This window comes from Kitasatospora sp. MBT66 (genome assembly GCF_000710405.2).
GTDB classification, from domain to species: Bacteria; Actinomycetota; Actinomycetes; order Streptomycetales; family Streptomycetaceae; genus Kitasatospora; species Kitasatospora purpeofusca.
In genome coordinates this window covers 225,599-244,406 of sequence record NZ_JAIY01000020.1, presented here as the reverse complement: position 1 = coordinate 244,406, position 18,808 = coordinate 225,599, and the positions used below count along the sequence as shown (strand labels likewise).

Genomic DNA, 18,808 nt, shown 5'->3' with positions numbered 1-18,808 from the left:
CCGCCGCTCCTCCCGCCGCTCCGCCTGCCTCCGGGGCCCGTGCTGATGACAATCGGGTGGTCGGACGGCACTATGGACGCACCGTTCCCGCACCGTGTACGGGTCTCGGTCAACTCCGCGCACTAACTGCCGGAGCCCGAAATTCTTTGCTCCGAGCCCGCGCAACTCCGCTCCGTGGCGAGTAGATTGCAGCGAACTCGGGAGCCCCGGACTACGGTCGGTGCCAGGCCGGGTCGCTCCCGTCTGCCCGGACCGCGCTCCGGGCCCGGACGCGGCCGCCAGGACCGTCGCAGGGCCGCAGAGGCCGACCCCGAGTCCGGAGATCGTGCCCAATGGTCGTTCGTACCGTGTTAGGAGCCGCCTCGTGACCGACGCCGCACTCAGTGCCGACCAGCAGCGACCTGCTGAACCCGGGGTGCTCGACGACGTACCCGGGTGGTTCTGGGACCAGGACCGTCACCTCTTCGACTGGTTCCTCGGCCGGCAGGAGAAGGCCGGCCGCTCCGGGGACCTCATGGAGATGGGCGCCTACCTGGGTCGCAGCGCGATCGTCATCGGCTCGCACCTCCAGCCGGGCGAGGCCTTCACGGTCTGCGACCTCTTCGACTCCGACGCCCCGGACGACGAGAACGCCGCCGAGATGGACATGTCCTACCGCAGGACGCTGACCCGCACCGCCTTCGAGACCAACTACCTCGCCTTCAACGAGCGGCTGCCGGAGATCGTCCAGGCCCCGACCTCCACGCTCGGCGGCGGCCGGGTCGCGCCCGGCGCCTTCCGCTTCATCCACATCGACGCCTCGCACCTCTACGAGCACGTCGCCGAGGACATCCAGGTGGCCCGCACGGCGCTCGCCTCCGACGGCATCGTGGTCCTGGACGACTACCGCTCCGCCCACACCCCGGGCGTCGCCGCCGCCACCTGGGAGGCCGTGTTCAACCACGGACTGCGGCCGATCGTGCTCACCGACAGCAAGTTCTACGGCACCTGGGGCGACCCGGAGCCCGCCCAGCTCGACCTGCTGGCCCGCCGGGGCACCCTGCCGCACTGCGACATCACCAGCGAGTCGGTCGACGGCCGCCGCCTGGTCCGGATCAGCGGCAGCGACGCGGGCGCCGAACCCTTCCGGGTCTCCCGCCACCACGCCCGGCTGGCCGCCGAGGCGGAGCACCGCGCCGCCGACGAGGCCTTCCGCGCCGCCGAACGCGACCGCGAGTCGGCCGACCGCGACCTCGCCGACCGCCGCGCCCGCGCCGCCGAACGCCGCCGCCCCGCCAACGTCGCCAAGCGCGCCGTCGGCGACCTCCTCCCCCCGGTCGTCACCTCCGCCATCCGCCGCGCCCGCCGCGGCTGACCCGCGGGGGGCTCAGGGGGCGTCGCCGGGGACCGCGGCGTCCGTCGCCTCCGGCAGGGGGGCGTCCGGCCGCAGGCGGGTCCAGACCGTGCGGGCGATGGCGGCCGGGGGTTCGTGCTCCCAGAAGCGCAGCACCGTCCAGCCGTCCTCGGCCAGGTGGCGGGTGGTGTCCTGGTCGCGGCTGACGTTGCGGTCGAGCTTGCTGCGCCACCACTCGGCGTTGGACTTCGGGCTGGTCGCGTGCTCGGGGCAGCCGTGCCAGAAGCAGCCGTCGAGGAAGACCGCGACCTTCGGCCCGGGGAACAGGATGTCGACGGTGCGCCGGGGCAGCCCCGGGACCTTGGCGTTCACGCGGTAGCGCAGGCCCCAGCGGAACAGCAGCCGCCGGACGGCCAGCTCCTGCGCGGTGTCGCGGGAGCCCTGGCGGCTCATGCGGGCCGCGACGGACGGGGAGGAGGCGGCGGGCGACGACATGCGACCCAGTATTCCGCAGCCCCCTGACAGCCCCCCGGCAACGCCGGAGGGGCGCCGCTCCGGGGATCCCGGGGCGGCGCCCCTCCTGATGTTCGGTGCCGGGCTCAGCCGCGCGGGGCTCCGGCGGGTTCCGCGTCGGCGGCCCGTCCGGTGCCGGCGGCGGTCCCGGCGGTCCCGGCCGCCTCGTCCGCGGCGCTCGCGTCCGCGGCCAGCTCGAGCTTGACGGCGGCGAGGCTGGGGTTGGCCCAGGCACTGCGGACGCCCCAGGCGTAGAAGGCGAGCGCGATCAGGGCGACGACCAGCAGGTCCCAGCCTTCGGGGAGGTAGCCCTCGCCGCCGAAGTCGGTGGAGCCGGCCCAGGAGACGCCGGCCATCACGAACAGGTAGGCGATCATCCAGGCGCCGGCCTTGAGGTGCGGCTTCAGCTCGGCGAACGGCTTGCGCAGCTCGTACCAGGCCCAGATCGGCAGACCGGCGGCCATCAGCAGGATGACCTTGCCGGTGAGCGGCCAGCGGGCCCAGTAGAGGACGAGCGAGCCGAAGATCATGGCGACCGGGGCGATCACCGGCATCGCGCGCAGCCGGACCGGCCGGGGCAGCTCGGGTGCCAGGCGGCGCAGGGCCATCACGGCGACCGGGCCGGTGATGTAGGAGATCACGGTGGCCACCGAGACGATCTCGGCGAGCGAGCCCCAGCCGCGGAAGACCGCGAGGAAGCAGAAGGCGACGACCAGGTTGAGCACCAGCGCCGGGCGCGGGATGCCGGTCTTCGGGTCGACCCGGCCGAAGATCTTCGGCAGGTGGCCGTTCTCCTGGACGCCGTGGATCATCCGGGAGGTGGTGGCGGCGTAGATCATGCCGGTGCCGCTGGGGGAGACGAAGGCGTCCGCGTACAGCAGCAGGGCGAGCCAGTTCAGGCCCCAGGCGATGGCCAGGTCGGCCAGCGGCGAGGTGTAGCCGAGGCCGCCCCAGCCGTTGGCCAGGTCGGCGGTCGGAACGGCGCCGAGGAAGGCGATCTGCAGCGCGACGTAGATCACCAGGGCGATCAGGATCGAGCCGATCACGGCCTTGGGCAGCGACTTGCCGGGGTCGCGGGCCTCACCGGCCAGGTTGAGCGGAGACTGGAAGCCGTTGAAGGCCCAGACGATGCCGGAGACGGCCACCGCCGTGAACACCGCGCTCCAGCCGTTCGGCGCGAAGCCGCCGTGGTCGGTGAAGTGCGCGGTGTCGAAGTGCGCCAGCAGCAGGGCGCCCGCGGTGAGGGTGGGGACGACGACCTTGAACACCGTGATCGCCGTGTTGGTCTTGGCGAACAGCGTGATCGCGAACCAGTTCAGCGCGAAGTAGACCAGCAGCAGCACACTGGCCACGGCCACGCCGCTGACGGACAACTCCTGTCCGTCGAAGAGGCCCTTGGCCCAGCCGAAGTCCCAGGAGCTCATGTACTGCACCGACGCGGTGGCCTCGCCGGGGATGACCGAGACGATCGCGATCCAGTTGGCCCAGGCGGCCAGGTACCCGGCCAGCGAGCCGTGCGAGTACTGGCCGTAGCGGACCATGCCGCCGGCCTTGGGGAACATCGAGCCGAGCTCGCTGTAGGTGAGCGCGATGGTCAGGGCGACGGCCGCGCCGATCACCCAGGCGACGATCGAGGCCGGTCCGGCCAGCCGGGCGGCGCGCTCGGCGCCGAAGAGCCAGCCGGAGCCGATGATCGATCCGAGGCCGACCGCGGTGAGGCTGATGGTGCCGAGCGAGCGGCGGTAGTGCTGATGGGATGCCGTCGTCGACTCGGGCTCACTCACCGTATCGGTCCTCTGTCTTGTCGTGTCACTTGGCTTTCCGGACAAACGGGAAGAGCCTAAGGGGCGAAATCGGGCGAAACCTCAGCTGGACCTCAGATTCACCGCAAAACACCCGATCGTTGCCATCTCGTGTCCGAACCTCTGACCTTCGGCGGGGGCGCGCGGAGACGACCGGCGGGGCGCGCGCGGGGTGCGCGGGGTGCCCGGGAAGGGCGGTCGGGAGGTCCCGGGGAAAAAAGAAATTCCCCGTGGGAACTCTTGTGAGTTCCCACGGGGAATCGCTGGTGTCCGAGGGGGGACTTGAACCCCCACGCCCGATAAAGGGCACTAGCACCTCAAGCTAGCGCGTCTGCCATTCCGCCACCCGGACGGGGTGTGTGCTTCGGGGGTTTTCTGCTCGCCCCCTCGGCGACAGAGAGAACATTACCAGGGTTTCGGAGTGCTTCTCACCTGCGTTTCCCCGGTCGGGATGGTGGGGGGCGGCGGTACGGATCGCTGCTGTGCGCGAACCGGTGGTTCAAGGACGGTAAACGGTCGAGTTGCGGTCGATGAACGATCGGTATCGGTCGGCTCTGGTCCGACACGGGCAAGTTGTCGACGGTGCCACGGCCCCGGGGGTGGCTCTCCTAGCCTCTGTGGACCGAGGGCGCCATGAGCGGAACGCCTGATTCCCGGGGTCGCGGACGAAGGGCGGCTGGACGTGGAGCGGATCAGCGAGGAAGAGGCGGCGTCGACGGCGCCGGAGAAACGGGTGACCGCCGCGTCGGCAGTGGCGCGCGGCGGTCCTGTCGAGGGGGTGTGGCGTTTCACCGTGCCCGCCGAGCAGGCCTCGGTCCCGCGCACCCGGCACGCGGTGCGTGACCGGCTGCTGGCCCAGGGCATGGCGGAGATCCGCTACCAGGAGCTGGTGGACGACCTGCTGCTGATCGTCTCGGAGCTGGTCGGCAACGCGGTGACCCACGCCGCCGAGCTGTCGCCGGAGGTGACCACCGAGCTGGTGGTGCGGGGCGGCTGGGTGCGGGTCTCGGTCGAGGACGGCGACCCGTACCGGCCGAAGGCCCTGGCGGCCGACACCGGGCGGACCGGCGGGCGCGGGCTGCTGCTGGTCAAGAGCGTCACGCTGCAGGCCGGCGGCGTGTGCGACGTGGAGCAGGCGGGGCAGGGCGGCAAGGTCATCTGGGCCTCGCTGCCCGTCCCGCGCGAGGAGCCCTAGCCGGGCCGGGCAGCCCCGGTCGCGCCGGGCTACGGGCCGGGGGCGGGGCCGACGAGAGGCCCTCGGCCGCCGCGGCCCGGCGGGGCCGCCGCGCGGCGGCCCCGCCCGGAGCGCTCTACCAGTCCTTGCCGGCGATCTCCCGGATCCCCGGCAGCGCCGCCTCGAAGACCGTCCGGAACCACACCGAGAACGGCCGCTCCGCCTCCAGCTCGCGCAGCTCCTCGGCGGTCACGAAGGCGTAGTCGTCCACCTCGTCCGGGTTGGGCCGCACCGGCGCGGTGACCAGACCCACGAACAGGTGGTTCCACTCCCGCTCGATCAGGCCGGTGGCCTCGTCCGGCAGGTCGTAGCGGACCGTGCCCGCCTCGCACAGCAGCGCCGGGGCGACGCCCAGCTCCTCCGCGGTGCGCCGGGCGGCGGCCACGAACGGCGGCTCGTCGGGGTACGGGTGGCCGCAGCAGGTGTTCGACCAGACCCCGGGGGAGTGGTACTTGCCCAGGGCCCGGCGCTGGAGCAGCATCCGGCCCTGCCGGTCGAAGAGGAAGACCGAGAACGCCCGGTGCAGCCGCCCGGGCTGCTGGTGCGCCCAGTGCTTCTCCGCGGTGCCGATGGTCACGCCCTCGTCGTCGACCAGCTCCAGCAGGATCTCCTCCGGAGTGCCGGCGGCGTCCGCGACGGCGTCGACGTCCGTCTCGACGTCGAGGCCGGTGTCGAGGCCGGTGTCCAGCCCGGCGGGGGCGGTCGGATCGGTCGGCAGGCTCTGGGGCATGAGGCCTCTTTCGGCAGCTTCGGGAGCACGGGGAGCAACCACGGCACGCACCGGTGGCGTCGCGCCCCAGTCTGCCGTACGGGTGGCACGGGGGAGGGGCCCGACGCACAACCCGGCCGCCGGGGGCCGCCCGGCGGCCCGGGACGGGCGTCGGATTAGCAGAACCGTTCGGAATGTGTTCGATGTGTGTTCGAGTGTCCGGCCGCGTTCTGGCAGGTAGTCGTGGTCGCCTACCATCACATAGGACACCGCGGCCGCATCTCGCGGCCCCGGCGCGCCACCGCCGGTGACCCCGGAAGACTCCCGGGTCCGGGCGGGGCCGCGCTCAGCACGACGGATCAGGAGACCCGCATGATCGGCCTCGTTCTGGCAGCCGGCGCCGGCCGCCGGCTGCGCCCGTACACCGACACCCTGCCCAAGGCGCTGGTGCCGGTCGACGGGGAGCGGACCGTCCTGGACCTCACCCTCGGCAACTTCGCCGAGGTCGGCCTGCGCGAGGCGGCGATCGTCGTCGGCTACCGCAAGGAGGCGGTCGAGGAGCGCAAGGACGCCCTGGAGCGCAAGTACGGCGTCAAGCTCACCCTGGTCGAGAACGACAAGGCCGAGGAGTGGAACAACGCCTACTCGCTCTGGTGCGCCCGTGAGCTCTTCACCGAGGGCCTGCTGCTCGCCAACGGCGACACCGTCCACCCCGTCCAGGTCCAGCGCACCATGCTGGAGGCCAACGCCCGGCTGACCGCCGAGGGCCGCGAGCCCGGCATCCTGCTCGCCCTCGACACGGTGAAGAAGCTCGCCGACGAGGAGATGAAGGTGGTCGTCGACCCGGCCGCCGGCATGCGCCGCATCACCAAGCTGATGGACCCGGCGGAGGCCACCGGCGAGTACATCGGTGTCACCGTGATCAACCCGGCCGCCGCCGCCGACCTCGCCGACGCGCTGCGCGCCACCTACGAGCGCGACCCGCAGCTGTACTACGAGGACGGCTACCAGGAGATGGTGAACCGCGGCCTGCGGATCGACGTCCAGCCGATCGGCGAGGTCTCCTGGGTCGAGGTCGACAACCACGACGACCTGGCGAAGGCGCGGGAGATCGCGTGCCAGTACTGACCCGGCTGGTGCCGTCGCCGCTCTTCGTGGAGATCCGCCCGGGCGCGCTGGACGCGCTCGGCGGCATCCTCGCCGACCAGCGGCTGTCCGCCTCGGGCCGGATCGCGGTGGCGATCAGCAACGGCTCGGGTTCGGTGCTGCGGGCCCGGCTGGAGCCGGCCCTGCCCGGCGCCGACTGGTACAGCGTGGCGGACGGCAGCCTCGACAGCGCGGTGCGGCTGGCGGACGAGATCCGCGGCGGCGTGCGCGGCGGCCACTACGACACCATCGTCGCCCTGGGTGGCGGCAAGATCATCGACGTGGCCAAGTACGCCGCCGCGCGGCTCGGCCTGCCGCTGGTCTCGGTCCCGACCAACCTGGCCCACGACGGCATCTGCTCGCCGGTCTCCACCCTCGACAACGACGCCGGGCGCGGTTCCTACGGGGTGCCTAGCCCGATCGGCATCGTGATCGACCTGGACGTGATCCAGGGCGCCCCGCCGCGCTTCGTCGCGGCCGGCATCGGCGACATCGTCTCCAACATCTCGGCCTGCGCCGACTGGGAGTTGTCGCACGCCGAGACCGGTGAACCGGTGGACGGACTGGCCGTCGCGATGGCCCGTTCGGCGGGCGAGAACCTGCTGCGGCACCCAGGAAACCTTCAGGATCAGGGCTTCCTCACCGCCCTCGCCGAGGCACTGGTACTGTCCGGCATCGCGATGAACATCGCCGGCAGCACCCGGCCCTCGTCGGGTGCCTGCCACGAGATCTCGCATGCCCTGGACGTGCTGTATCCCAAGCGGTCCGCCCAGCACGGCGAACAGGTCGGCCTCGGCGCCGCCTTCGCCAGCTTCCTGCGGGGCGAGCGCGAGCTGACCGGTCTGATCGTGGAGCGCCTGGCGCACCACGGACTGCCGGTGACCGCCGCTCAGATCGGCTTCACCGAGGCGGAGTTCACCGAGGCGGTGCACTACGCTCCGAATACCCGGCCGGGCCGTTTCACCATCCTCGAACACCTCGACCTCTCCCCTTCCGCAATCAGGGACGCGTACGCCGACTATGTCCAAGCCGTCAACTGCTGACCGTTCCGCCGCCGGGTCCACGCCGCCGGTCGACCTGACCCGCCGCCCCTCGATCGAGGAGCTGCGCGCGGTCATCCACCCGGAGGGCATGCTCCAGCGCCGCAGTGCCGAGCACTGGGCCGGCCGCCTCTACATGCGGCGGATCTCGCTGCGGATCACCCGGGTGCTCTCCACGGTCACGGTGATCACGCCCAACGGCCTGACCTACCTGATGATGCTCACCGGCATCCTGGCCGGCGCCGCGCTGATCGTCCCCGGGATCGCCGGCGCGGTGCTGGCGGCCGTGCTGATCCAGCTCTACCTGCTGCTGGACTGCGTGGACGGCGAGGTCGCCCGCTGGCGCCGGCAGACCTCGCTCACCGGCGTCTACCTGGACCGGGTCGGCCACTACATGTCCGAGGCGGCCCTGCTGACCGGCCTCGGCCTGCGCGCCACCGACCTGCTGCACCGCGAGGGCAGCGCCGCGCAGTGGGAGTGGGCCTTCCTCGGCACCCTGGCCGCGCTCGGCGCGATCCTGATCAAGTCGGAGACCGACCTGGTCGACGTGGCCCGCGCCCGCAGCGGTCTGACGGCGGTCGAGGACAGCGCCTCGGTGCCGCGCTCGGCCGGTGTCGCCAAGGCCCGCCGGGCGGCCTCGGTCCTCAAGTTCCACCGGCTGGTCGGCGCGGTCGAGGCCTCGCTGTTCATCCTCGCCGCCGGCGTCGCCGACCTGGTGCACGGCGGCCTCTTCTTCACCCGGATCGCGGTGGTCGTACTGGCCGCGATCGCGATGCTGCAGACCGTGCTGCACCTGCTGAGCATCGTCCTGTCGAGCAGGCTCCGGTGAGCGACGTGACGGGCACGGGCGCGACGGGCACGGGCGCGACGGGCACGGGCGCGACGGGGACGGGGACGGGCATGACGGAGCAGGCCACCGCCGCCAACGGTGCCGACGCCTTCCGGCTCGGCGCGGTGATCATCACTATGGGCAACCGCCCGGACGAGCTGACCGCCCTGATCGAGTCGGTCCGCGCCCAGCAGGGCCCGGCCGTCGAGCTGGCCGTGGTCGCCAACGGCGCCCCGCTGCCGCCGCTCCCGGCCGGGGTGCGCTCCGTCGAGCTGCCGGAGAACCTCGGCATCCCGGGCGGCCGCAACGTCGGCATCGAGCTGTTCGGCCCCGACGGCCGGGACGTCGACGCGGTGCTGTTCCTCGACGACGACGGCCGGCTGCCCGGCACCGACTCGGCCCGGCTGCTGCGCGAGGCCTTCACGGCCGACCCGGAGCTCGGCATCGTGAGCTTCCGGATCGCCGACCCGGAGACCGGCGTCACCCAGCGCCGGCACGTGCCCCGGCTGCGCGCCAGCGACCCGCTGCACTCCTCCCGGGTGACCACCTTCCTCGGCGGGGCGAGCGCGGTGCGCTGCGCGGTGTTCGAGAACTCCGGCCAGCTGCCCGCAGAGTTCTTCTACGCCCACGAGGAGACCGACCTCGCCTGGCGCGCGCTGGACGCGGGCTGGGCCATCGACTACCGGGCCGACGTGGTGCTGCACCACCCCACCACCTCGCCCGCCCGGCACGCCTCGTACTTCCACAACGTGGCCCGGAACAGGGTCTGGCTCGCCAGACGGAACCTTCCGGCCCCTTTGGTGCCTCTATACCTGGGAACCTGGTTCCTGCTCACGCTGGCCCGCCGACCCTCCCCCGAGGCGTTCAAGGCCTGGTGGGGCGGGTTCCGGGCGGGCTGGCGCGAACCCTGCGGTACGCGGCGGCCCATGCGATGGCGTACCGTTTGGCGACTGACCAGGCTGGGCCGACCGCCGGTCATCTGATCCGTCCGGTGACCGTCCGGTGACTTCCGGTCACCGGGGCGGCAGGTCGGTCGTCGGGCCGGTGACCACACACCGGCCGCACTCCCCCCGAGATCCGAGTGGATCCCCATCGGCGCAAGGCCGGCGGACCCCCGTCGACCGGCCCGCCCCGACGATCCCGCGTGAAGGATGAATGTGTCGACAGTGAGTGAACCCGTCAGCCTCTCAGCCCCGAGGGGGGCGGACGCGGGCCTGACCCCCAAGCAGCTTGCGGACAAGTACGGCCTGACCGTGAGCGGCAGAAGGCCCGGCCTGGTCGCCTACTCGAAGCAGCTCTGGGCCCGGCGTCACTTCATCTGGGCCTTCGCCACCGCCCGCCTGGTGGCCCAGTACACCGATGCCAAGCTCGGTCAGCTCTGGCAGGTCGTGACCCCGCTGCTGAACTGCGCGGTGTTCTACCTGGTCTTCGGTGTGATCCTGAAGAGCAAGGACAACTTCCCCGAGGGGACGTACACCGCCTGGCTCTGCATCGGCGTCTTCGTCTTCCAGTTCACCCAGAACGCGGTGCAGTCGGGCACCCGGGCGATCGCGGACAACCTCGGGCTGATCCGGGCGCTGCACTTCCCCCGTGCCTCGCTGCCGATCGCCTTCACCGTGATCCAGCTCCAGCAGCTGCTGATCTCGATGGTCGTGCTGGTCGGCGTCGTGCTGGCGAGCGGGATCGAGATCGGCCGCACCTGGGTCCTCGTGCTCCCGGCCCTGCTGCTGCAGTCGGCGTTCAACACCGGTGTGGCCCTGATGATGGCCCGGATCGGTTCCAAGACCAGCGACATCTCCCAGCTGATCCCGTTCGCGATGCGGGCCTGGATGTTCCTGTCCGGCGTGATGTTCAGCATCCAGGACAAGATCAGCACCTGGCCGGAGTTCTGGCAGAAGGTGATGCAGCTCAACCCGGCCTCGGTCTACATGGACCTGATCCGGCACGCCTTCGCCCCGATCATCTACAACAAGCACCTCCCCGCGCACCAGGACTTCCCGCCGCACCAGTGGAAGTACGCGATCGCCTGGGCAGTCGGTATGTTCGTCGTCGGATATGTCTTCTTCTGGAAGGCTGAGGAGGAGTACGGCCGTGGCTGACACCGATGTTCGAGGGGCCGACCTGCGCAAGGACCTGGAGGACGCTCTTCCTCCCCGCCGCAAGGTGTTCGACGCCGACGTGGCCCGCGACCCCACCGTCGTGGTGGACGACGTGCACATCGTCTACCGGGTGCACGGGGCGGGCTCCGGCAAGGGCAGCGCCACCTCCGCGCTGAGCCGGATCATCAGCCGCAAGCGGGCGTCCGGCGTCCGCGAGGTGCACGCGGTGAAGGGCGTCAGCTTCACCGCGTACAAGGGCGAGGCGATCGGCCTGATCGGCTCCAACGGCTCCGGCAAGTCCACCATGCTGGCGGCCATCGCCGGTCTGCTGCCGACCGAGAAGGGCGGCATCTACACCAACGGCCAGCCCTCGCTGCTCGGCGTCAACGCCGCGCTGATGAACGAGCTGACCGGTGAGCGCAACGTCGTGCTCGGCTGCCTCGCCATGGGCATGTCGCCGGCCGATGTGCGCAGCCGCTACCAGGAGATCGTCGAATTCTCGGGCATCAACGAGAAGGGCGACTTCATCTCGCTGCCGATGCGCACCTACTCCTCCGGCATGGGCGCCCGGCTGCGGTTCGCGATCGCTGCCGCCAAGACCCACGACGTGCTGCTCATCGACGAGGCGCTGGCCACCGGTGACCAGGCCTTCCAGGCCCGCAGCAAGAAGCGGATCGAGGAGTTGCGCGCGGAGGCCGGTACGGTCTTCCTGGTCAGCCACGACAACGCGTCGATCCGCGAGACCTGCGAGCGGACCATCTGGATCGAGGCCGGCGAGCTGATCATGGACGGTCCGACCGAGGACGTCGTCGGCGCCTACGAGCGCGGCGAGCGCCCGTAGTACCGCACCGGTCCGTGCGACGGGGCCGGTCCCGGGCGGAGACCCGGGGCCGGCCCCTGTCGTTCGTGCGCCCCCGCCCGGGCCCCGCCGTGCCCCGGGTGGCCCGCCCCCGCCCGGGTGAGCGCCCCGTGCGCCGGGTGAGGCGCTCTTCTCCGGCGCGGGCGTCGGTGTCAGGCTGTACGGCGCGGGGGTGGTGTGCCGGACGTGACGCCCGTGATCGGACGCGTGTCCGACTCGGGCCGATCACTTGAGCGGTGTAGAACGGGGGAGTGACAGCAGTGTCGGCTTCGGCCCAGCCCAGTAGTGAGTCCCCGCCCGGCGGCGGACGCCCGGACCCCGGCCCCGCGGGGGCGGCGACCCTGGCGAAGGCGAGCGCGGAGAACTTCCCGGTCGCCCCGTTCTTCCTGCCCGCCGCGTGGCGCGACGACCTCATGACGGTCTACGGCTTCTGCCGGCTGGTGGACGACGCCGGCGACGGCGACCTCGCCGACCCGGCCGGCACCGCCGCGCTGCTCGGCGTGCCCGCGCCGCCGGAGCCGACGGGGCCGTCCCAGGACCTCGGACTCACCCCTTCGGCCGAGTCCGGCCCGCCCGCTCCCGACCGGCCCTCCCCGGCCGGAACGGCGTTCCGCCTCGCCCTGCTGGACGGCCTGGACCGCGACCTCGACCGGGTCTTCGAGAGTGCCCTCGACCCCGCCCGCGGCGACGCCCCCCGGCACCCGCTGCTGCGCCCGCTGGTCCCCCTGGTCGACCGGCACGGGCTCACCCCGGAGCCGTTCCGCCGGCTGATCGAGGCCAACCGGGTCGACCAGACCACCACCCGCTACCGGGACTACGACGAGCTCATCGCCTACTGCACGCTCTCCGCCGACCCGGTCGGCCGACTGGTCCTGGCCCTCGCCGGCTTCGCCACCCCCGAGCGGATCGCGATGTCCGACGACATCTGCCGGGCCCTGCAGATCGTCGAGCACCTCCAGGACGTCGCCGAGGACCTCGCCCGCGGCCGGATCTACCTGCCGGCCGAGGACCTCGAACGCTTCGGCGTCACCGAGGCCGACCTCGCCGCCCCGAGCGCCGGGGCGGCCGTCCGCGAGCTGATCCGCTTCGAGGCGGACCGTGCCCGCACCCTGCTCGACCGAGGTGCGCCATTGGTAGGTACGGTTCGGGGGAGGCTTCGACTGCTCCTCGCGGGATTCACCGCGGGCGGGTACGCGGCCCTGGCGGCCGTCGAGGGCGTCGGGTACGACGTGCTCGCCCAGCAGGCGAAGCCGGACAAGCGCCGCCTCGCAGCGAAGGCGGCGGCCATCTTCGCGAAGGGAAGGTGAACGCCCGCGTGGCGGCATCACCACTGGCGTCGGCTCCGGTCATGGCGGCCTACCGGTACTGCGAGGCAGTGACCGGACTGCAGGCCCGCAACTTCAGCTACGGCATCAGGCTGCTGCCCGAGCCGAAGCGGCTGGCCATGTCGGCCCTGTACGCGCTGGCGCGCCGGGTGGACGACATCGGCGACGGCGAGCTCCCGGCCGACCGCAAGGCGGAGGCGCTGCTGCGCACCCGCGAACTGCTCGACGAGATCCGGGCCGGCTCCGTCGCGGAGGACGACACCGACCCGATCAAGGTCGCGCTCGCGGACAGCGCCCGGCGCTTCCCGATCGACCTCGGCGGCTTCGACGAGCTGATCGACGGCGTCGAGATGGACCTCAAGGGCGCGGAGTACCAGACCTACGAGGAGCTCAAGGTCTACTGCCGGTGCGTCGCCGGGGCCATCGGCCGGCTGTCGCTCGGCGTCTACGGCTGCGACGACCCCGAGCGCGGCGCCCGGTACGCCGACACCCTCGGGCTGGCGCTGCAGCTCACCAACATCCTGCGCGACCTGCGCGAGGACGCCCTCAACGGCCGCACCTACCTGCCGATGGAGGACCTCGTCAGGTTCGGCTGCCAGGAGGGCTTCGCCCGCCCCCGGCCCCCGGTCGGGGCCGACTTCGCCGGGCTGGTCTCCTTCGAGGCGGCCCGCGCCCAGGCGGCCTTCGAGGAGGGCCTGCGGCTGCTCCCGATGCTCGACCGCCGCAGCCGGGCCTGCACCGCCGCCATGGCGGGCATCTACCACCGGCTGCTCGGCCGGATCGCCGCCGACCCGGAGTCGGTGCTGCGCGGCCGGGTCTCGCTGCCGGGCTGGGAGAAGGCGTACGTGGCGCTTTCCGGGCTCGCCGGGGGGCGTTCTTGATTCTTGCCACAGTTCTGTCACGCTGTGTCAGCGGGGAATCACTTATGGGTAGAGCCCTGTTGACCGTTGGGTCGGGCCCGGCCGCACTGACCGCGGACCCGACGGCACTGACCACGGGCGCTCCGGTCACGACCGGACCGGGCGCCGGACGCGAGGGGGAGGTCGGATGACCGGGCGAGCCGACGCCGCGCGCCCGGCCGCCGTCGTGGTCGGCGGCGGCCTCGCGGGCATCACCGCCGCGCTGCGGCTGGCGGAGGCGGGCCACCGGGTCACCCTCGCCGAGGGCCGGCCCCGCCTAGGCGGCCTGGCCTTCTCCTTCCGGCGCGGGGAGCTGACCGTCGACAACGGCCAGCACGTGTACCTGCGCTGCTGCACCGCCTACCGGGGCCTGCTGGAGCGCCTCGGCGCCAACCGGCTGGTCCACCTCCAGGACCGGCTGGACGTGCCCGTCCTGGGCGTCTCCGGGCCCGCCGAGGCACCGGTCCGCACCCTGGGCCGGCTCGGCCGCGCCGCACTGCCGGTGCCGCTGCACCTCGCCGGCAGCCTGGCCCGCTACCCGCACCTGGGCCCCGCCGACCGGGCCCGGGTGGTCCGCGGCGCGCTCGCACTGCGCCGCCTGGACCTCGCCGACCCGACCCTGGACGCCGTCTCCTTCGGCGACTGGCTGCGCCGGCAGGGCCAGAACGAGCGGACCGTCGCCGCGCTGTGGGACCTCGTCGGCGTGGCCACCCTGAACGCCAGGGCCGACCGGGTGTCGCTGGCACTGGCCGCGATGGTGTTCAAGACCGGCCTGCTCTCCGACCCCGGGGCCTCCGACATCGGCATGGCCGCCGTCCCGCTCGGCACCATCCACCACGACCGGGCGCTCGCCGAGCTGGAGCGCGCGGGCGTCAAGGTGCTGCTGCGCGCCCGGGTGGCCGAGCTCAAGCCGGCCGTCCCGCAGCACACCGTCCGACTGGAGGGCGGCGGCGAGCCGCTCACCGCCGAGACGGTGGTCCTGGCCGGCGCCCAGGACACCGCGCTGGAACTGCTGCCGCCCGACGCGCTGGCCCACCAGGACCGGCTCGCCCGCTTCGGCACCTCGCCGATCCTCAACGTCCACGTGGTCTACGACCGCAAGGTGCTGCGCCGGCCGTTCTTCGCCGCGCTCGGCTCGCCCGTGCAGTGGGTCTTCGACCGCACCGCGCACTCCGGGCTGGCCGGCACCTCGCTCGGCGCGGCCCACCCCGACGCCCAGTACCTGGCGCTCTCGCAGTCCGCCGTGGAGGACGAGATCGACCTGCCGGTGGCCGAACTGCGCCGCCGCTACCTGCCGGAGCTGGCCCGGCTGCTGCCCGCCGCCGGCGGGGCCGAGGTGCTGGACTTCTTCGTCACCCGCGAGCGCACCGCCACCTTCGACCCGGCCCCGGGCACCGCCGCGCTGCGGCCCGGCCCGCGCACCGCCGTCCCCGGCCTGCTGCTGGCCGGCGCGTGGACGGCCACCGGCTGGCCCGCGACCATGGAGGGGGCCGTGCGCAGCGGTCACGCCGCCGCCGACGCGGTACCGGCCGCCGACGGCCGGCCCCGGCCGTCCGACCGCGGCGACGGGAGGTGGCCGAGGTGACCGGCACCGCGTTCGCCGGGGACCTCGGCGAGCCCGCCAGAGCGGGTACCCACCCGCTCGGCCCCGGCGGCGCCACCGCCCCCGGACGCGCCGAGTCCGGCCGCACCACCACCGCCAGCCTCGGGCCGTCCCACGCGGCCAGGCACCACCAGGGAGAGGGAACGTACGTGGAGTCACGCACCGGCACCGTCGGCGGAGGCACGGCACATGCCGGACCGGTCTCGGTGCCGGAACTGCTCAACCGCACCCGCGCGCTCTGCACCCCGCCGCTGAGGGCCGCCGTCGCCCGGCTGGCCGCACCCATGGACATGGTCGCGGCGTACCACTTCGGCTGGATCGACCGGGACGGCACGCCGGTCGCGGGGGACGGCGGCAAGGCCGTGCGCCCCACCCTGGCGCTGCTCTCGGCCCAGGCCGCCGGTGCCCCGCCGGAGGCCGGGGTGCCCGGTGGGGTCGCTGTTGAACTGGTGCACAACTTCTCCCTGCTCCATGATGATCTGATGGACGGTGACGAGACCCGGCGCCACCGGGCCACCGCCTGGACGGTCTTCGGTCCGGCCCAGGCGATCCTGGTCGGTGACGCCCTGGCCACGCTCGGTACGGAGGTGCTGCTCGACGCCGCGACCGCGGGCGGCGCGAGCCCCACCGACGCCGCGCGTGCCGTCCGGCTGCTCAACACCGCCAGCCGCCGGCTGATCGACGGGCAGGCGATGGACGTCGCCTTCGAGCAGCGGGACACCGTCACCGTCGCCGAGTGCCTGGAGATGGAGGGCGGCAAGACCGCCGCCCTGCTCTCCGCCGGCGCCGCGCTCGGTGCCGTCCTGGCCGGGGCCGACGACAAGGTCTCGGACTCGCTCCAGCGCTTCGGCGACCACCTGGGCCTGGCCTTCCAGGCCGTCGACGACCTGCTCGGCATCTGGGGGGCCACCGAGGTCACCGGCAAGCCGCACTGGGGCGACCTGCGCCAGCGCAAGAAGTCCCTGCCGGTCGCCGCGGCGCTCGCCGAGGGCGGCCCGGCCTCCCGCGAACTGGCCGAACAGCTCGCCGACCCCAAGGGGCGCGGCGAGGAGAGCGAGACCGAGCTGGCCGCCCGCGCCCTGCTGATCGAGCAGGCCGGCGGCCGCGCCTGGACCCAGGAGGAGGCCCGCCGCCAGCACACGACTGCCCTCGCCGCGCTGGACGAGGTGCCCATGCCCGATGTGGTGCGCGAGCACTTCGTCGCACTCGCCGAATTCGTGGTGGTACGAGAGAGGTGACGTTACGTTGACAGCAACCGCGGACGGCCGGCTCGACCCTGAGTACGATCCCGAGCCGGTCGCGGTGGGCGGCCTCGCCCCGGCGCTCCTGGGCGCCGGGGAGTGGCAGCCCGAGGGGGCCGCCGCCGCGTCGGCCGACCGGACCGAGCAATCGCAGAACGGGGCCGCCTCCGCCGAGGAGGCACTGGCCCGCGCCACCACCCACCTGCTCTCGCTGCAGAGTTCGGAAGGGTGGTGGAAGGGCGATCTGGAGACCAACGTCACCATGGACGCCGAGGACTTACTGCTCCGGCAGTTCCTCGGGATCCGGACCGAGGAGCAGACCAAGGCCACCGCCGAATGGATCCGCTCCCACCAGCGCGAGGACGGCACCTGGTCCACCTTCCACGGCGGACCGGCCGAGCTGTCCACCACCGTCGAGGCGTACGTCGCCCTCAAGCTCGCGGGCGACGACCCGGGCGCCCCGCACATGATGGCCGCCGCGCGCTGGATCCGGTCGGCCGGCGGCATCGCCGCCGCCCGGGTCTTCACCCGGATCTGGCTCGCGCTGTTCGGCTGGTGGCCGTGGGAACGGCTGCCGGAGATGCCGCCCGAGATCATGTTCCTGCCGAGGTGGCTGCCCCTCAACATCTATGCCTTCGGCTGCTGGGCCCGGCAGACCATCGTCCCGCTGACCGTCGTCTCCGCGCACCGGCCGGTACGCCCGGCGCCCTTCGCGCTCACCGAGCTGCACACCGACCCGGACGACCCCTTCCCCGTCCGGCCGCTCGCCCCGGCCACCAGCTGGGACGGCCTGTTCGAACGCCTGGACAAGGCCCTGCACGCCTACCACCACCGCGCCCTGCGCCCGCTGCGCCGGCTCGCCGTCTCCCAGGCCTGCCGCTGGATCGTCGAACGCCAGGAGGCCGACGGCTGCTGGGGCGGCATCCAGCCGCCCGCCGTCTACTCGCTGATCGCCCTGCACCTGGAGGGCTACGAGCTCGACCACCCGGTGATGCGGGCCGGACTCGCCTCCTTCGACCGCTTCACCGTGCACACCCCGGACGGCCGGCGCTGGCTGGAGGCCTGCCAGTCACCGGTCTGGGACACCTGCCTGGCCACCGTCGCCCTGGTCGACGCCGGGCTCCCGGCCGACCACCCCGCGCTGGTCTCCGCCGTCGACTGGATGCTCGGCGAGGAGATCACCAAGCGCGGCGACTGGTCCGTCCAGCGGCCCTCGCTCGCCCCCGGCGGCTGGGCGTTCGAGTTCGAGAACGACACCTACCCCGACATCGACGACACCGCCGAGGTGGTGCTCGCGCTCTGCCGGGTCGCCCACCCGGACCCGGCCAAGGTCGCCGGCTCCGTCGACCGGGCCGTGCGGTGGAACCTCGGCATGCAGTCCAAGAACGGCGCCTGGGGCGCCTTCGACGTCGACAACACCAGCACCCTGCCGAACAAGCTGCCGTTCTGCGACTTCGGCGAGGTCGTGGACCCGCCGTCGGCGGACGTCACCGCCCACGTCGTGGAGATGCTGGCCGAGGTCGGCAAGGCCCGCGACCCGCGCACCCGGCGCGGCGTCGAGTGGCTGCTGCGCAACCAGGAGGCCGACGGCTCCTGGTTCGGCCGCTGGGGCACCAACTACATCTACGGCACCGGCTCGGTGCTCCCCGCCCTGGTCGCCGTCGGCGTGCCCGCCGAGCACCCGGCGATCCGCCGCGCCGTCCGCTGGCTGGAGGACCGCCAGAACACCGACGGCGGCTGGGGCGAGGACATGCGCTCCTACGAGGACCCGGCGCGCTGGGCCGGGCGCGGCGACTCCACCGCCTCGCAGACCGCCTGGGCGCTGATGGCGCTGCTCGCGGCCGGGGAGGGGCCGGACGGCCGGGCCAACCCCGCCGTCGAGCGCGGCGTCGACTGGCTGGTGCGCACCCAGCTGCCCGAGGGCACCTGGGACGAGCCCCAGTTCACCGGCACCGGCTTCCCGTGGGACTTCTCCATCAACTACCACCTGTACCGGCTGGTCTTCCCGGTCACCGCGCTCGGCCGCTACCTGCACGGCGGCCCCGCGGCCGGCCGGCCGGCCACCGGTACCGCGCCGATCGGGGCGTCCCGGTGACCGCTGCCCCGCTGCTGGTCCTCTGCGCGCTCGGCCCCGAGGTGTGGGCCCTGCGCGGCGGGGACTGGCGGGGCGCGGCCG

General features: G+C 73.1%; 16 protein-coding genes and 1 tRNA gene. 13 read left to right on the top strand and 4 right to left on the bottom strand.

The window, feature by feature from the left end; translation table 11 throughout:
- Window positions 1-364: 364 nt before the first annotated feature.
- Complete coding sequence (locus BI06_RS42115; RefSeq protein WP_043477404.1) at window positions 365-1,354, top strand: class I SAM-dependent methyltransferase; 990 nt, start codon at window positions 365-367, stop codon at window positions 1,352-1,354.
- A 12-nt stretch (window positions 1,355-1,366) separates the two neighbouring features.
- Here the strand turns inward: BI06_RS42115 and BI06_RS42110 are convergent, their stop codons facing one another.
- From BI06_RS42110 to BI06_RS42100, 3 genes are all read right to left on the bottom strand, one after another.
- Window positions 1,367-1,828: a very short patch repair endonuclease gene (locus BI06_RS42110; RefSeq protein WP_233290529.1), complete on the bottom strand. Its 462-nt coding sequence runs from the start codon at window positions 1,826-1,828 to the stop codon at window positions 1,367-1,369.
- A gap of 104 nt (window positions 1,829-1,932) precedes the next feature.
- Window positions 1,933-3,630, bottom strand: a complete 1,698-nt coding sequence (locus tag BI06_RS42105; RefSeq protein WP_030392162.1) for an APC family permease — start codon at window positions 3,628-3,630, stop codon at window positions 1,933-1,935.
- Window positions 3,631-3,912: 282 nt separating this feature from the next.
- Window positions 3,913-4,000, bottom strand: a tRNA-Leu gene (locus BI06_RS42100).
- Window positions 4,001-4,426: 426 nt separating this feature from the next.
- Here BI06_RS42100 and BI06_RS42095 point away from each other — a divergent pair.
- The gene (locus tag BI06_RS42095) at window positions 4,427-4,843 is read left to right on the top strand and encodes an ATP-binding protein (RefSeq protein WP_369826384.1); all 417 of its coding nucleotides are present in this window, start codon (window positions 4,427-4,429) and stop codon (window positions 4,841-4,843) included.
- A 115-nt stretch (window positions 4,844-4,958) separates the two neighbouring features.
- Here the strand turns inward: BI06_RS42095 and idi are convergent, their stop codons facing one another.
- Window positions 4,959-5,612, bottom strand: a complete 654-nt coding sequence (gene idi / locus BI06_RS42090; protein ID WP_078879687.1) for an isopentenyl-diphosphate Delta-isomerase — start codon at window positions 5,610-5,612, stop codon at window positions 4,959-4,961.
- Window positions 5,613-5,963: 351 nt separating this feature from the next.
- Between idi and BI06_RS42085 the strand changes: the two genes are divergently transcribed.
- The 11 genes from BI06_RS42085 (at window position 5,964) to shc (ending at window position 18,727) form a co-directional block, all read left to right on the top strand.
- Window positions 5,964-6,719 (top strand): sugar phosphate nucleotidyltransferase, encoded by a 756-nt coding sequence (locus BI06_RS42085; RefSeq protein ID WP_030392165.1) that lies wholly within the window; start codon window positions 5,964-5,966, stop codon window positions 6,717-6,719.
- Window positions 6,707-7,780: an iron-containing alcohol dehydrogenase family protein gene (locus tag BI06_RS42080; protein ID WP_030392166.1), complete on the top strand. Its 1,074-nt coding sequence runs from the start codon at window positions 6,707-6,709 to the stop codon at window positions 7,778-7,780. Before BI06_RS42085 ends, BI06_RS42080 begins: the two co-directional genes overlap by 13 nt.
- Window positions 7,781-7,868: 88 nt before the next feature.
- A complete protein-coding gene (locus BI06_RS42075; RefSeq protein ID WP_030392167.1) occupies window positions 7,869-8,606 on the top strand; it encodes a CDP-alcohol phosphatidyltransferase family protein in 738 nt (245 codons plus the stop codon).
- A 71-nt stretch (window positions 8,607-8,677) separates the two neighbouring features.
- Window positions 8,678-9,589 (top strand): glycosyltransferase family 2 protein, encoded by a 912-nt coding sequence (locus BI06_RS42070; RefSeq protein ID WP_043477401.1) that lies wholly within the window; start codon window positions 8,678-8,680, stop codon window positions 9,587-9,589.
- A gap of 168 nt (window positions 9,590-9,757) precedes the next feature.
- On the top strand, window positions 9,758-10,705 hold the full coding sequence (locus BI06_RS42065) for an ABC transporter permease (RefSeq protein ID WP_043477386.1): 948 nt from the start codon (window positions 9,758-9,760) through the stop codon (window positions 10,703-10,705).
- A gap of 64 nt (window positions 10,706-10,769) precedes the next feature.
- On the top strand, window positions 10,770-11,546 hold the full coding sequence (locus BI06_RS42060; protein WP_030392170.1) for an ABC transporter ATP-binding protein: 777 nt from the start codon (window positions 10,770-10,772) through the stop codon (window positions 11,544-11,546).
- Between the two features lie 278 nt (window positions 11,547-11,824).
- Window positions 11,825-12,871 (top strand): squalene synthase HpnC, encoded by a 1,047-nt coding sequence (gene hpnC / locus BI06_RS42055; protein ID WP_082559072.1) that lies wholly within the window; start codon window positions 11,825-11,827, stop codon window positions 12,869-12,871.
- 41 nt (window positions 12,872-12,912) lie between these two features.
- Entirely contained in the window at window positions 12,913-13,770 is an 858-nt protein-coding gene (gene hpnD / locus BI06_RS42050; RefSeq protein WP_051742930.1) for a presqualene diphosphate synthase HpnD, read from the top strand.
- Between the two features lie 166 nt (window positions 13,771-13,936).
- Window positions 13,937-15,373 carry a hydroxysqualene dehydroxylase HpnE gene (gene hpnE / locus BI06_RS42045; protein ID WP_030392173.1) on the top strand — a complete coding sequence of 479 codons (1,437 nt, stop codon included), beginning with the start codon at window positions 13,937-13,939 and terminating at the stop codon, window positions 15,371-15,373.
- Between the two features lie 167 nt (window positions 15,374-15,540).
- Window positions 15,541-16,629, top strand: coding sequence for a polyprenyl synthetase family protein (locus BI06_RS42040; protein WP_051742961.1), 1,089 nt, complete (start codon window positions 15,541-15,543; stop codon window positions 16,627-16,629).
- Window positions 16,630-16,636: 7 nt separating this feature from the next.
- Entirely contained in the window at window positions 16,637-18,727 is a 2,091-nt protein-coding gene (shc, locus tag BI06_RS42035) for a squalene--hopene cyclase (protein ID WP_233290528.1), read from the top strand.
- The last annotated feature ends 81 nt before the right edge of the window (window positions 18,728-18,808 follow it).

What these genes read in the sequence shown, in the direction of transcription:
- BI06_RS42110 (WP_233290529.1), bottom strand. Translation starts at nt 1,828, where the DNA reads ATGTCGTCGCCCGCCGCCTCCTCCCCGTCCGTCGCGGCCCGCATGAGC.
- idi (WP_078879687.1), bottom strand. Translation starts at nt 5,612, where the DNA reads ATGCCCCAGAGCCTGCCGACCGATCCGACCGCCCCCGCCGGGCTGGAC.
- BI06_RS42085 (WP_030392165.1), top strand. Translation starts at nt 5,964, where the DNA reads ATGATCGGCCTCGTTCTGGCAGCCGGCGCCGGCCGCCGGCTGCGCCCG.
- BI06_RS42075 (WP_030392167.1), top strand. Translation starts at nt 7,869, where the DNA reads ATGCTCCAGCGCCGCAGTGCCGAGCACTGGGCCGGCCGCCTCTACATG.
- BI06_RS42070 (WP_043477401.1), top strand. Translation starts at nt 8,678, where the DNA reads ATGACGGAGCAGGCCACCGCCGCCAACGGTGCCGACGCCTTCCGGCTC.
- BI06_RS42065 (WP_043477386.1), top strand. Translation starts at nt 9,758, where the DNA reads ATGAATGTGTCGACAGTGAGTGAACCCGTCAGCCTCTCAGCCCCGAGG.
- hpnD (WP_051742930.1), top strand. Translation starts at nt 12,913, where the DNA reads ATGGCGGCCTACCGGTACTGCGAGGCAGTGACCGGACTGCAGGCCCGC.
- hpnE (WP_030392173.1), top strand. Translation starts at nt 13,937, where the DNA reads ATGACCGGGCGAGCCGACGCCGCGCGCCCGGCCGCCGTCGTGGTCGGC.